This window comes from Paraglaciecola sp., assembly GCF_030730205.1.
Lineage (GTDB): Bacteria > Pseudomonadota > Gammaproteobacteria > Enterobacterales > Alteromonadaceae > Paraglaciecola.
Window position 1 is genome coordinate 30,978 of the sequence record NZ_JANQVQ010000176.1, and the last position, 13,407, is coordinate 44,384.

At 42.9% G+C, this 13,407-nt stretch carries 16 protein-coding genes; 10 read left to right on the forward strand and 6 right to left on the reverse strand.

What is annotated here, in order from left to right; all coding sequences use genetic code 11:
* Positions 1 to 15: 15 nt before the first annotated feature.
* Entirely contained in the window at positions 16 to 720 is a 705-nt protein-coding gene (gene rutR / locus NWQ57_RS12180; RefSeq protein ID WP_306022424.1) for an HTH-type transcriptional regulator RutR, read from the reverse strand.
* Between the two features lie 294 nt (positions 721 to 1,014).
* Between rutR and NWQ57_RS12185 the strand changes: the two genes are divergently transcribed.
* On the forward strand, positions 1,015 to 1,539 hold the full coding sequence (locus NWQ57_RS12185) for a flavin reductase (RefSeq protein ID WP_306022425.1): 525 nt from the start codon (positions 1,015 to 1,017) through the stop codon (positions 1,537 to 1,539).
* Between the two features lie 47 nt (positions 1,540 to 1,586).
* Here the strand turns inward: NWQ57_RS12185 and rlmM are convergent, their stop codons facing one another.
* The 3 genes from rlmM to NWQ57_RS12200 are packed head-to-tail and all read right to left on the reverse strand — an operon-like array spanning position 1,587 to position 3,991.
* Positions 1,587 to 2,660 carry a 23S rRNA (cytidine(2498)-2'-O)-methyltransferase RlmM gene (rlmM, locus tag NWQ57_RS12190; RefSeq protein WP_306022437.1) on the reverse strand — a complete coding sequence of 358 codons (1,074 nt, stop codon included), beginning with the start codon at positions 2,658 to 2,660 and terminating at the stop codon, positions 1,587 to 1,589.
* A 7-nt stretch (positions 2,661 to 2,667) separates the two neighbouring features.
* Complete coding sequence (locus NWQ57_RS12195) at positions 2,668 to 3,036, reverse strand: DUF423 domain-containing protein (RefSeq protein WP_306022426.1); 369 nt, start codon at positions 3,034 to 3,036, stop codon at positions 2,668 to 2,670.
* Between the two features lie 46 nt (positions 3,037 to 3,082).
* Positions 3,083 to 3,991, reverse strand: a complete 909-nt coding sequence (locus tag NWQ57_RS12200) for a transcriptional regulator GcvA (protein ID WP_306022427.1) — start codon at positions 3,989 to 3,991, stop codon at positions 3,083 to 3,085.
* Between the two features lie 231 nt (positions 3,992 to 4,222).
* Between NWQ57_RS12200 and NWQ57_RS12205 the strand changes: the two genes are divergently transcribed.
* Positions 4,223 to 4,540, forward strand: coding sequence for a hypothetical protein (locus NWQ57_RS12205; RefSeq protein WP_306022428.1), 318 nt, complete (start codon positions 4,223 to 4,225; stop codon positions 4,538 to 4,540).
* A gap of 104 nt (positions 4,541 to 4,644) precedes the next feature.
* On the opposite strand, the gene kdsA is transcribed toward NWQ57_RS12205, so the two are convergent.
* The gene (kdsA, locus tag NWQ57_RS12210; protein WP_306022429.1) at positions 4,645 to 5,496 is read right to left on the reverse strand and encodes a 3-deoxy-8-phosphooctulonate synthase; all 852 of its coding nucleotides are present in this window, start codon (positions 5,494 to 5,496) and stop codon (positions 4,645 to 4,647) included.
* 336 nt (positions 5,497 to 5,832) lie between these two features.
* Here kdsA and miaB point away from each other — a divergent pair, with 336 nt between their 5' ends.
* The 6 genes from miaB (at position 5,833) to NWQ57_RS12240 (ending at position 11,915) form a co-directional block, all read left to right on the forward strand.
* On the forward strand, positions 5,833 to 7,263 hold the full coding sequence (gene miaB, locus NWQ57_RS12215) for a tRNA (N6-isopentenyl adenosine(37)-C2)-methylthiotransferase MiaB (RefSeq protein WP_306022430.1): 1,431 nt from the start codon (positions 5,833 to 5,835) through the stop codon (positions 7,261 to 7,263).
* A gap of 90 nt (positions 7,264 to 7,353) precedes the next feature.
* Positions 7,354 to 8,403 (forward strand): PhoH family protein, encoded by a 1,050-nt coding sequence (locus tag NWQ57_RS12220; protein ID WP_306022431.1) that lies wholly within the window; start codon positions 7,354 to 7,356, stop codon positions 8,401 to 8,403.
* The gene (gene ybeY, locus NWQ57_RS12225; RefSeq protein ID WP_306022432.1) at positions 8,400 to 8,906 is read left to right on the forward strand and encodes an rRNA maturation RNase YbeY; all 507 of its coding nucleotides are present in this window, start codon (positions 8,400 to 8,402) and stop codon (positions 8,904 to 8,906) included. The genes NWQ57_RS12220 and ybeY overlap by 4 nt, the downstream gene beginning before the upstream one ends.
* 76 nt (positions 8,907 to 8,982) lie before the next feature.
* Positions 8,983 to 9,843: a CNNM family magnesium/cobalt transport protein CorC gene (corC, locus tag NWQ57_RS12230; RefSeq protein WP_306022433.1), complete on the forward strand. Its 861-nt coding sequence runs from the start codon at positions 8,983 to 8,985 to the stop codon at positions 9,841 to 9,843.
* Between the two features lie 45 nt (positions 9,844 to 9,888).
* Entirely contained in the window at positions 9,889 to 11,394 is a 1,506-nt protein-coding gene (gene lnt, locus NWQ57_RS12235) for an apolipoprotein N-acyltransferase (RefSeq protein WP_306022434.1), read from the forward strand.
* Positions 11,395 to 11,408: 14 nt separating this feature from the next.
* Positions 11,409 to 11,915: a GNAT family N-acetyltransferase gene (locus tag NWQ57_RS12240; protein WP_306022435.1), complete on the forward strand. Its 507-nt coding sequence runs from the start codon at positions 11,409 to 11,411 to the stop codon at positions 11,913 to 11,915.
* Positions 11,916 to 12,238: 323 nt separating this feature from the next.
* Here NWQ57_RS12240 and NWQ57_RS12245 read toward each other — a convergent pair whose 3' ends face one another.
* A complete protein-coding gene (locus NWQ57_RS12245; RefSeq protein ID WP_306022436.1) occupies positions 12,239 to 12,631 on the reverse strand; it encodes a hypothetical protein in 393 nt (130 codons plus the stop codon).
* Positions 12,632 to 12,816: 185 nt separating this feature from the next.
* Between NWQ57_RS12245 and NWQ57_RS12250 the strand changes: the two genes are divergently transcribed.
* Positions 12,817 to 13,065: a type II toxin-antitoxin system Phd/YefM family antitoxin gene (locus tag NWQ57_RS12250; protein WP_032095995.1), complete on the forward strand. Its 249-nt coding sequence runs from the start codon at positions 12,817 to 12,819 to the stop codon at positions 13,063 to 13,065.
* Complete coding sequence (locus NWQ57_RS12255; protein ID WP_007991254.1) at positions 13,055 to 13,348, forward strand: type II toxin-antitoxin system RelE/ParE family toxin; 294 nt, start codon at positions 13,055 to 13,057, stop codon at positions 13,346 to 13,348. Before NWQ57_RS12250 ends, NWQ57_RS12255 begins: the two co-directional genes overlap by 11 nt.
* Positions 13,349 to 13,407 lie beyond the last annotated feature (59 nt).

Here is a 13,407-nt window from a genome sequence, read left to right on the forward strand (position 1 = left end):
TTTCACAACCGTGTTTCACAACCGTGGACGTACGCCGCCCAATATAATGGTTTGCACATTGTGGAGGGCTTCAGCGAAAAAATCGGGATCGTGTAAATTCTTACCGGTTACAGCCTCAACTTGAGTGCGAAAATCAGCATAGTGCTGGGTTGTCGCCCAGATCGAAAAAATCAAATGATAAGGATCCACTGGCGCCAGTTTGCCAGCCTCAATCCAATGCCGTATAACCTGCACTTTTGCCTCAATAAGATCACGTAAAGGTGACTTGAGCTCATCCAAAATGAGGGGAGCGCCTTGCAGCACTTCCATACAAAACAAGCGAGATTCAGCTGGATTATCTCGTGATAACTCGAGTTTTACCCGTATGTAGTCGCCAATAGCGTGAATCGGATCTTGCTCTTGACTAAAATTTTGCAAAGGCTGTAACCACACGTCCAATAACTGTTGCAGCACGCCTAAATACAGTTGTTCTTTGCTGTTAAAGTAATACAGTAAATTAGTTTTAGACACCTCGGCATGGGCAGCCACCTGCTCAATACTGGTTCCGTGTACCCCACTTCGAGAGAACAAGTCCAATGCAGCCTGCATAATCACCTTACGTTTGCTCTCTTTGGCTTTTTTACGCTTTCTTATCACGCTGGCGCTGACTACTCGCGTGTTTTTTTTGTTCTGTTTATCTGAGGTATTTTCAGAGGCAATGCTTGCCTGACTCATTGTCATTATTATATCCCTGGTGTGTGTTTCATTATGCCGCGTGCGCAGATCATGTTATTTTTATTCCATATTAGAGGCTTAGCTTAACGACCCGCAGCTAAATTTTAAACCCTATTAATATCACGCAAGGCTAAAATTAAGCTGTAAGTTAATCACGAAGCATGAAAAAATCATGACACCGCGGTAAAAGAAGTTTAAATAAGCACTGACGTTAGACAAAACCTACCACTGTATCAGCAAAGATGGGTGGAGCAATCGTAAAATAAACATCGTTTTTAGTCGTAAGGAACCAAGATACCAATGAGTGATAAAAGTAGTGTTGAGCAAACATCAACACACCATAGCGTAACACCAGAAGCTTTTCGCAATGGCATGGCAGGCCTTCCTGGGACTGTGAATATTGTGACCACCGATGGTGACGAAGGTAAAGCGGGTTTCACTGCAACGGCAGTATGCAGCGTTAGTGATAATCCCCCAACACTACTGGTGTGTTTAAACCGTGGAACCTCGGTTTACAATGTATTTAGTAAAAGCGAAACATTAGCCATTAATACCTTGGATCAAGGGTTTGATGCTCTGTCTAATCTGTTTGGTGGGAAAGCCGCCATGCAAGACCGTTTTGCCAGTGCTCAATGGGAAACCCTCACAACAGGCTCTCCCGTGTTAGTCGGTGCAGCGGTGACCTTTGACTGCGTGATCACAGAACGTTTGAGTGTAGCAACCCACGACGTGTTTTTCTGTCGTGTGGTTGATATCAAGCAGCAAGAAAAAGCCGGGGCGTTGCTGTATCACCAGCGCCAGTATCGACAACTAGACGCCATATAAAAAAGGGCTTTTAAGCCCTTTTTTATTTTTCTACTCTTTGTTTATGCCTACTTCGACAACAAGCGCAAATGCACCGTGACCTCTTCTCTGTTGTGATAAAGATGTTTAATTTGCAGTTGATACTGACCCGCTTGTTGCGCCTTAATCTCATCAGCAATAATGGCCAAGGACTCTTGGACTGACTCATAGCGCTTTTTCATGGGTAATTTTAGGTTAAACATTGCTTCTTTACATCGCCCACTTGCCACCCATTGCGCCATCAATTTTGCCACTTTTTGCGGTTGCTCAATCATGTCGCACACTAGCCAATAGATATTGTTTTTCTTTGGTTTAAATTTAAAGCCATCTTCGGGACAATAGGTAACTAAACCACTGTCCATCAATGCCTTATCCATGGCACCATTATCAACTGCCTCTACAAACATGCTGCGCCTGACCAATTGATAGGTCCAACCGCCGGGACAAGCACCAAGGTCAACGGCATGCAAACTGCCCCTCAGGCGTACGTCATGTTCAGCCTTGGGAATAAACGTCTGAAAAGCTTCATCCAGTTTTAAGGTAGAACGACTGGGCGCATCATGAGGAAACTTAAGCCGTAAGATCCCCAAAGGTAAGGGTGAATTATTATTGCTATAAGAATAGCCAATATAAGCCGCATCAGTGGCGGTAAAAAATACATGCAACACCGGCTTATTCGGATTTTCTTTATTAGTTAATTTATTATTTTTTCGTAAATGTTGACGCAACGGAACGCTGATTTTTCGGCAAAATTTCGACAACTCACGTCCTTCGCTTGTATCCGCATATTCAACTCGTAAGTCGCCACACTGCGGAAAAGCAGCGCTTGCTGCAAGCAGAGGGCTAAGCCGATCGCTGACATCCATATTGTCGATCAATTGGCTACTAGCGAACATTTGACGGGCGAAAATTAACTGAGAAAAATTAAGCGTTCTAGCCAATGTATCCGCTTCATCTGGCTGATAACATTGAAACACGACATAGCCCGAATCAGCAATTAGTTTGGCGTAGCCAAACACATTCATTTGACTCGCTTTGTCTTGCACTTCAGCTGCGACATCTTTTTCAAATCCACTGCGGCAATACAACAACAGTCCGAGCATATTTTCATTATCCATTTTTTATAACCGCGATGACCAACAACAGCCATGCAAAAACAAAGCACATGCCACCTAAGGGCGTAATGGGCCCAAGCCAACTTAGTCGAGTCAACGCTAAGCCATACAAACTACCACTAAATAATACCATGCCTGCCAACATTAAGGTGCCACTCCACATCATCAATCCACTGGGTTGCTGGCGATATAAAAGCACGATAAGAATCAGCCCTAAACTATGATAAAACTGATACTGCACACCCGTTTGAAATGTAGCCAACATCGTCTCAGTCAAACGAGCTTTAAGCCCATGAGCTGCAAATGCCCCTAACATGACGGATAGCATTGCACTTAGCCCTGCGGCTACCAAATAAAACTGCATAAAATCCCCTCGATTAAGCCACTAAACGGTGCTGTAATAACTGGTTTTAAATAAAATCTTCATCTTCTTGGTCTTGTTGTACTTGCTCAACCAGCCATTGCCTAAAAGCGACAATCTTACCCAAGTCTGCTTGAGATTGCTGACACACAAAATAATAGGCATTGTTGGTGATTAACTTTTCTTCAAACGGACATACTAAGCGCCCTGACTGAATTTCAGGCCTCGCCAGTACACTGTGACCCAAGGCAATACCCTGCCCTAAAGCTGCGGCTTGCAAGACCAACATAGAATGGCTAAATATCGGCCCTTGATTGACATTGACTCCCAGCACATTGGTTTTTTTTAACCACCCTTTCCAAGCATCTCGCGATGAATCATGCAGCAAGACATGGTGACGCAAATCATCTAAATGCGCTAAAGGTTTACTACTTTGAAATAACAGCGGCGAACACATTGGAGTCAAAAATTCTGTGTGAAGTTTATCAGCAACCAGTCCAGACCAATTGCCTTTACCGTAATAAATAGCCACATCCACATCATCACTTAAAAAGCCTTCATCAAAATCTACCGCTTTTATACGCACGTCAATATCGGGATTTAACTGACTAAAATGGCTGATCCTTGGTACTAACCACTGAATAGCAAAGCTGGGTGGTAAAGCGACCGTGATCGCCCCTTTTGCCCCTCTGGCTACCAGCCGCTCAGTGGCATCCTGAATATTGCGAAAAATTTCTTTCAAATCTAAATAGTAACTTTGCCCTTCTTCAGTTAACAACAACGCACGATTTCGCCGCAGAAATAACTTCATCGATAAAAATTCTTCTAACGCTTTGACTTGATGACTCACTGCCGCTTGCGTGACAAAAAGCTCATCAGCGGCACGAGTAAAACTCAAATGTCGAGCCGCTGCTTCAAAGGTTTTAAGTGAATTTAATGGTGGGAGTCGACGATTCATGATGTGTTAACACTCCAATCTCTTTGCACATAGCTTACATCATTAGTTTTTCTAATGCACATCCATACTAAATGTCATTATAAAAAACGCCAAAAACTGTTTATTATTTACCCAAATAAAATTATTTATTGATATAAAACAATAAGTAACAAATACATAAGATGTAACACCAACAACACTAAAAATTAACAAGCGTTAAATTTAGGCATTAAAATTAATAAGGATTAATTCATGAAAATTCGTTTTTTAACCATAAAAATAAGTACAATAGCTATTTTGTCTGCATATTTATTCAGCAACGCCGCCTTTGCTTCTATCAGCAAAGACACGCAAAAAGCGGCGGAAGCAGAAAGCCAGCAAAGCCAACTTCTCAGTGAAATTGGTCAGAGTTTGGCTGATTTACTCGCAGATATTGGTGTAAGCGATGTCACACCCCAAGCACATAAATTATTAAAGCATAGCATCGCTGAAGACCGCGCTAGCGCATCATTAAAGCAAAGCACTGACCAATTACCTGATTACAAATTTAAAGTGGTAATTACAGAGTAAGCCCTCGTGCAATAGACTTTATATGCCCGCATAAACATCACACGAATTTGTCCTGCGCACCCTCACTTGGGTGCGCGAACAATGTGTTCAAGCGTAAACCATGCTTACTGAGCGCTTGTATCTAAAGGGGCGAAGCCTTTTACTAGTTCATCTAAGGCTAACATTTGCTCCAAATACGGCTGCAACTTATCTAATTTCAGAGCACATGGACCATCACATAAGGCTTGATTCGGTTCAGGATGGGCCTCAATAAACAAACCGGCTAATCCAAGAGCCATACCACTACGTGCTAACTGAGCAGCTTGCGCTCGACGCCCGTCAGCAGAGTTTTCTCTGCCACCAGGTTTTTGTAAAGCGTGCGTCGCATCAAAAATCACGGGGGCATAGCTTTTCATCTCATCCATGCCGAGCATATCAACCACTAAATTATTGTAACCAAAACACGAACCACGCTCGCACAAGATAATTTTATCATTGCCTGCTTCTGCAAACTTCTTAATGATATGACGCATTTCATGGGCGGCCAAAAACTGGGGCTTTTTCACATTTATTACGGCTTGCGTTTCGGCCATCGCCACCACTAAATCTGTTTGGCGCGCTAAAAACGCCGGCAATTGAATCACATCAACCACTTCAGCTACTGGCGCAGCTTGATATGGCTCATGCACATCGGTGATCAACGGCACATTAAAGGTCTGCTTAATTTCAGCAAAAATTTTCAAACCCTCTTCCATACCTGGACCTCGGTATGAATGCACGGATGAGCGATTTGCTTTATCAAATGAGGCTTTAAAAACAAAAGGAATACCGAGTTTAGTCGTCACTTCCTTATAGTACTCGGCAATACGCATCGCCATATCTCTTGATTCCAATACATTCATGCCACCGAACAAAACGAAGGGCTTGTTGTTTGCGACTTGAATATCACCAATGGTAATAGTGTGTAAGTTTTGCATTGATCAACTTATATCCAAATAAATAGGCACATAGCATATCAAGCTGTCGCAACCTTGGGTATCACCTTTGTGTCGCTTGTACCGCAACTGAGACAAAGTTTTACATGATTAATTGAAATAAACTGCCACTAAAGCACGCTTAAAAGTGGCGTAGTGGGTAAATAACCCGTAAAATGCGCGGTTCATTTTCGGCCTATCGCAGCGGGCGCGCAACGCTCCCTTACGGTAAGTAACAGATTGACTCGGTGGTTTGTAGGGTTAAGTGCGCGGGTTAAACCGTGAAAAACTGGCACCATAACCATCACACTTTATTGAGTAAAGGTACCCAAATTTAGTATGACTAAGAAGCTTTTTATAAAAACCTGGGGCTGCCAGATGAACGAATACGATTCGGACAAAATGGCCGGCCTATTGGATTCGACCCATGGTTATCAATTGGCAGAAACAGCTGAAGATGCCGACGTCATTTTACTTAATACCTGCTCAATTCGCGAAAAAGCTCAAGAAAAAGTATTCCACCAATTAGGCCGCTGGAAAAACCTTAAAAAGGTTAAACCCGAGCTCATTATCGGTGTTGGTGGTTGCGTTGCCTCGCAAGAAGGCGATGTCATTCGCCAACGTGCACCTTTTGTCGATATCGTCTTTGGCCCACAAACCTTGCACCGTTTGCCTGAAATGATTAACCAGATCAAAGGCGGCAGTAGCTCGGTGGTAGATATCAGCTTTCCTGAAATTGAAAAGTTTGATCGTCTGCCAGAGCCTCGTGCTGATGGGCCAACAGCCTTTGTGTCAATCATGGAAGGCTGCTCTAAATACTGTACATTTTGCGTAGTACCCTATACCCGCGGTGAAGAAGTGAGCCGTCCAGTTGACGATGTATTGCTTGAAATAGCTCAACTTGCTTCTCAAGGAGTAAGAGAAGTTAACCTCTTAGGCCAAAACGTAAATGCGTTCAGAGGCCCTAATTTCGATGGTAGCGTATGTACCTTTGCAGAGTTATTAGAACTGGTCGCCTCGATAAACGGCATTGATCGAATCCGTTACACCACCTCGCATCCAGTAGAGTTTACTGACGATATTATCGAAGCCTATGCGCAAATACCTGAGTTAGTTGACCATTTGCATTTACCGGTGCAATCAGGCTCAGATCGCATTCTGACCATGATGAAACGTGGCCATACCGCGATTGAATACAAATCTAAAATACGCAGACTGAAAAAAATTCGACCAAATTTGAGTATGTCGTCTGACTTTATTATCGGTTTTCCAGGTGAAAGCGATGCAGACTTTGAAGCAACCATGGATCTCATCCAAGCAATGGATTTTGATTTGAGCTTCAGTTTCATCTACAGCGCCCGCCCAGGTACGCCTGCCGCAGATTTACCGGACGATGTTAGCGAAGAAACCAAAAAACTACGTTTACAACTTTTACAGCAACGTATAAACCAACAAGCCTTACGTATAGCAAGAGGCATGTTAGATACTGAGCAACGCATTTTAGTGGAAGGTCCATCAAAGAAAAATCCAATGGAGCTAACCGGCCGTACTGAAAATAACCGCGTGGTTAACTTTGAAGGTCAGCCGAGCATGATTGGTAAATTTGTAGATGTTAAAATCACCAGTGTATTTGCCAATTCACTGCGCGGTGAAGTACTGCGCACCGAATCTGAGATGGGTCTGCGTGACAGCATTGCACCTCAGGTTATCTTAGCTAAAAAAAGCCCCGCGACTAACGAATTAGGTGTGAGCCAATTTGTTCCAAATTGATGATAAAAGGGAAAGCAAAATACCTCGTTTTCTGCTTTCCCTTTGTTCCGCCTTCATCCTATTTGCAAACCGTCTACTGAGAGCCTTACATTGACAAAATTAGTAAGTGAGCAAGTGTATTTAGAACCCTCTGACCATAAACGTCTTGCCAGTTTATGTGGTCCATTTGATGACAACATTAAACAACTTGAACGCCGTTTAGGGGTAGAAATAAGCTATAGAAACAACGAGTTTAAAGTACTTGGACCAGCCATTCAGGTGCAAAGTACAATAAACTTATTGAAGAATCTGTATATCGAAACACAAACCGTAAAAGGCGAAGTACCAGACCTCGAATCGGGTAAGGTACATTTAGCCATTCAACAAGCCAGTGCCTTTGAGCAAGAAGACCCAGCACAAAGCATTAAATACGGTAAAGATATATCCATCAAAACCAAACGCGGTGTCATTAAACCTCGAAACCCCAATCAAAACCAATATGTGGCGAATATCGTTAATCATGACGTCACCTTTGGTGTAGGACCTGCTGGAACAGGCAAAACATATCTAGCAGTCGCCTGTGCTGTTGATGCTCTTGAACGCCAAGAAGTAAGACGTATTTTACTGACCCGGCCTGCGGTAGAAGCCGGTGAAAAACTCGGTTTTTTACCCGGTGATTTGTCACAAAAAGTCGACCCTTATTTGCGTCCTTTATACGATGCTCTATTTGAAATGTTAGGATTTGAACGAGTTGAAAAACTACTCGAACGTAACGTTATCGAAGTTGCCCCTCTAGCCTATATGCGCGGCCGTACCTTAAATGATGCCTTTATCATTTTAGATGAAAGTCAAAATACCACGGTTGAGCAAATGAAAATGTTCTTAACCCGTATCGGCTTTAATTCTCAAGCGGTTATCACCGGTGATATCACTCAGGTGGACTTACCCCGTGGTGTGCGCTCTGGTTTACGCCATGCTATCGAAGTGCTCAAAGACGTGCCCGAGATATCATTCAACTTCTTTAGTGCAGCAGACGTTGTGCGCCATCCCGTAGTCGCCAGCATTGTAATGGCCTATGAAGAGCACGAGCGTCAAAAAGAAATTGAAAAAGCCCAAAAACAAGCCTTAGCGGCGCAAACTGTGGATGACACAAAGAAATGACAGCGCTTCTTGATTTGCAAATCGCTACTGAGCACAACAACATCCCAGATGAAGCCACCCTAGCCAGTTGGTTAAATGCGGTTTTAGCTGAACTTAGCATTCAAGACAAAGAAGTCACAATACGGGTTGTGGATGAAGCAGAAAGTCAGCAACTCAATTACCAGTATCGCAGTAAAAATTCACCAACAAATGTGCTTTCTTTTCCCTTTGAGATGCCAGATTTGCTTGCTGTTGACGAAGATGGCGAAAGTTCAGCAATTGATTTAGCAGAAACTGAGTTTAATTTATTAGGTGATTTAGTGATTTGTGCGCCCATTGTGGCCGATGAAGCTAAGCAACAAAATAAAATTTTAACGCACCATTGGGCGCATATGGTCGTGCATGGAACCTTGCATTTATTAGGCTACGACCATATAAACGATGACGAAGCTGAGCATATGGAAAGCTTAGAGCGTAAAATTTTACAGCAATTATCCATTGACGATCCTTATCAAAATCATTAAAGATAGCGATAGTTAAAAAACAAGGGCAATTTGAGTAAACGATTGCCCAAAGTAAAACTAACCAAATTACGAGAAAATGAGCGAAGATAATCCCCCATCTAGTAACGGTTCTGGCAATAAAGGCTGGCTGGACAAAATTGTACAGTCATTCACGACAGAACCGAAAAGTAAGCAAGACCTTGTCAGTGTTATTCAAGAATCTGAACAAAGTGGTGTCATCAACCCAGAAACCCGCGAGATGATGGAAGGTGTGATGGAAGTGAGTGATTTGCGAGTACGCGATATCATGATCCCCAGAGCACAAATGATGACCATTGACATAGATGAAACCGTGGAAGAGTTTATTCCCGCCATTCTCGAATCTGCTCACTCCCGTTTTCCTGTCATCAGTGAAGACAAAGATCATATAGAGGGCATTCTCCTCGCTAAAGATCTCTTAGCATTTGCCTTTGATCCAAGCAAAAAACTCGTACTCAAAAATATTTTACGCCCTGCGGTTATTGTGCCCGAAAGTAAACGAGTTGACGTACTGCTCAAAGAGTTTCGACAAAAACGCTACCATATGGCGATTGTGGTTGATGAATATGGCGGTGTATCAGGATTAGTTACGATTGAAGATATTCTTGAGCTTATCGTCGGTGAAATCGAAGATGAACATGATGATGACGAAAAAGAATCAGATGGCATCAAACCTTTGAACAAACACACCTATTCAGTCAAGGCGCTAACCCCATTAGAAGATTTTAATAAATTTTTTAATAGCAAATTTGATGAAGAAGACGCTGATACCATTGGTGGCATTGTGCTGCGCGCCTTCGGTCATATGCCCTCTAGAGACGAGGAAGTTGTCATCAACAACATTCTGTTTAAAGTCACCAACTCGGACAAAAGACGCTTAGTACAACTAAAAGTGACTATGCCTGATACGGAAGAATAAATTCTGCATTTAACACGTTTCTTTTATCAATCGGCCGCGGCTCTTATGCTTGGCGGCACGTTGACTTTAGGCTATGCCCCATTTTCTCAGTGGTACCTGGTGCTACTCAGCCTCGCTGGCTTTATTTATCTGCTAGCAAGCAGTGATAAAAAAAACGCCTTCAAACTTGGATTTACTTTTGGCTTAGCTTGGTTTGGTGTAGGCATTAGCTGGGTACACGTCAGTATCGCCGATTTTGGCGGCTTACCGCTCATTGGATCGGTCGCTATTATGGTAGTGTTGTGCAGCTACTTAGCGCTATTCCCCGCTACAGCATTTTGGCTACTGCGGTGCTATTTTGCAGTACGTCTTTGGCCCCTCGCCCTGCCCTTTATTTGGTTAACGACAGAATGGTTACGATCATGGCTCTTAACTGGCTTTCCTTGGTTGTCTTTAGGGTACAGCCAAATACCCGGTCCATTAAGCGGTTGGTTTGCCCTAATTGGTGAAATTGGCGTCAGTGCCTTTGTGGTACTTATTGCCAGTGTGATGGCATGTTGGCTCCCCTTAAAAAGTAAGGCCTACGTCAGTTGTTTTATCGTTGCCGTAGTATTAATCAGTGGTTTTATTTTAGACCAACACGACTGGGTCAAACCAACCGGAAAATCAGTTAAGATAGCAATGGTCCAAGGTAATATACCGCAAGCCCTGCGCTGGACGCCTGAGCAAGACTTGCCCACCATGAATAAATACAAAGTGATGACCGAAGCGCACTGGGATGCAGACATCATCATATGGCCTGAAGCTGCGGTGCCCAAGCTTGAACCCGTCGCAGGCGACTACCTTCAAGAAATGGACTCCCTCGCCATTCAGCATCAAACTGGCTTAATTACTGGCATCGTTAATTACAATTTTGAAACACGAGAAGCCTATAACAACCTCATTGCCCTAGGTTTAAAAAATACACCCGACAACACCGATTTAAGCCAAGTACCTCGACAATATTATTATGGCCACGATAATCGTTATGCTAAACATCATCTGCTGCCCATAGGCGAATTTATCCCGTTTGAAGATTGGATCCGCGGCTTGGCACCCATTTTTGATTTGCCCATGTCATCGTTTTCCCGTGGCGATTACCAACAACATAATATCCAAGCAAAAGGCTATTATTTGGCGCCCGCTTTATGTTTTGAAATTGCCTTTCCTAAGCAAATTGCCAGTAACTTATACACCAACACTGATTTTATTATTACGGTAAGTAACGACGCATGGTTTGGCCATTCTCACGGACCAGCGCAACATTTACAAATAGCCCAGGCACGAGCAAAAGAATTCGGTTTACCTGTTCTAAGAGCCACAAATAACGGCATAACCGGCTTTATTGATCACAAGGGTCACATTCAAAGTCGATTACCCCAATTTGAAGCCGCCGTCTTGGTGGATAACATTGCGCTACTATCTGGTAAAACACCTTACCGTATTTTAGGTAACGTCCCTATTTGGCTTGTAGCGTTAATCAGCCTGTTATTTGCGCTATATTTCACTCAGCGTCAAGCTGCAACAGACTAGTAGCAACACACCCAATGCCCAGCCAAGCAACGTCCAACCCTGACTTTCGTATTCGTTCAACCACTATTGAAGATAGTGAGTTAATTCTGCAGTTTATTCGCGAGTTAGCTGAATATGAAAAACTTTTGCATGAAGTGGTTACCGATGTAGCAACCCTACAAAAAAATCTGTTTGGAGAAATACAACACGCCAAGGCTGTCATAGGAGAATACAAGGGCCAGCCTGTTGCATTTGCTTTGTATTTTTATAATTTTTCAACCTTCACGGGTAAGCCCGGAATTTATTTAGAAGATCTATACGTTAAACCAACAGCACGTGGCCATGGTTTTGGTAAAATGCTACTCGCCTATTTGGCCAAACTAGCAAAAGAAAAAGACTGCGCACGCCTAGAATGGTGGGTATTAGATTGGAACACACCCGCAATAGACTTTTACCGCTCACTAGGAGCACAGCCAATGGACGAATGGACCGTAAATCGAGTCTCAGGCCCTAATTTAGACAAACTCGCTCAGCTACTGTAAAAATCAAACATTCATTGTATTAAATCGTACCTAGATGTAATTGGTCGAGGTAGTTGATTACAACCATCGAGCTTTGCTGATAATTGAGTGGGATAAAACGCGGCATCACCAAGGCTCCTGTGCCTAATTGATAATACCTATTGGATCACAAACGACGATCTATGGGAAGTGAGTCATGGTGATTTTTTGAACAATTCTAGGGTTTTTCTTCCGCTCAACTTCCCACATAAAGGGCAAATATTCTTAGGCTAAAATACCGAGCAGAGCGAGGGGAGCCTACGTCAATTTGTTCCCTTCGAGCGAAGCGAGTCTCTATTCGCTTGTTAGGTATTCCGTGTACTCCACCAAGACCAAAAAATAATTAAGGGTAACCAAACTGGAGCACTTCCAATGTAAAAAATGCCCATGTAGCCCAAGCTCGGGCCATCATCTGGATAGAAATTCAACCAAGACGTCATAAATATCCAAGTACTTGGAATCGTCAAGACAATTAATGTGATAGCCAATGCTAATGCATTAACTTTTATTTTTAAAATTTTATCGAAGTAATAAAACAAGAAAGAAGCCAAAACCGTTGGAATGCCAATTGTTGAAAGAGCTATCCATAAAAAAATAGGATTAACAATGTCAAATAAAGATGGCATTAATAAACCCCACCCTAAGATAGTTAGAAAAACTCCTCCTGGCATAGCAATTTTGTAATAAAGGTTTTTCATCCTTGAATCTTCTTCGTTGCCTAACACCCGCATAACGGGAAAAAATATGTAGGCTACAATACCAAGCGAAGAACTGGGAGCCTACGTATTTTTGTCCCAGCGAACGTAGTGAGCGAGTTATGCGCTTGTTAAACCAACAATGATAGCCTAAAATGACCTAATTAAAGACCTTTTAGGAGACCGTTATGGCGGCGAGAGTTTTAGCAGAAGTTGCTGCAAGTATTACTGAACTAAAAGCAAACCCGATGAAAGTTGCGAGCAGTGCATATGGCGATCCTGTCGCTATATTGAATAGGAATGAACCCGCATTCTATTGTGTCCCGGCTGAGATTTACGAAAAAATGATGGATCGTTTAGAGGATCTGGAACTACTACAGCTTGTTAAAGAAAGGCAAGGTGAAGAAAGCGTTTCGGTGAATTTGGATGACCTATAAATTAGAGTTTAAGAGAAGCGCCCTAAAAGAATGGAATAAGCTAGGTAGCACTTTGCAGCAGCAACTGAAAAAGAAGTTAGCAGAGAGATTAAAAACACCACACGTAGCCCCAGATAGAGTGTTAGGTGCCGATAATGTTTATAAAATAAAATTACGCCAATCAGGATATAGGTTGGTGTATCAGGTACTTGATGACGTAGTTGTAGTTACAGTGCTTGCAGTGGGAAAACGCGAGAGAAATGAGGCTTACAAAAAAGCATTAAAGAGACTTGATGCTGAATAAGGGTTTAACGCCCGCCTAAACGGCGAGCAACTTGTTGCGAGTCCAGCGGCCGCAGGCCG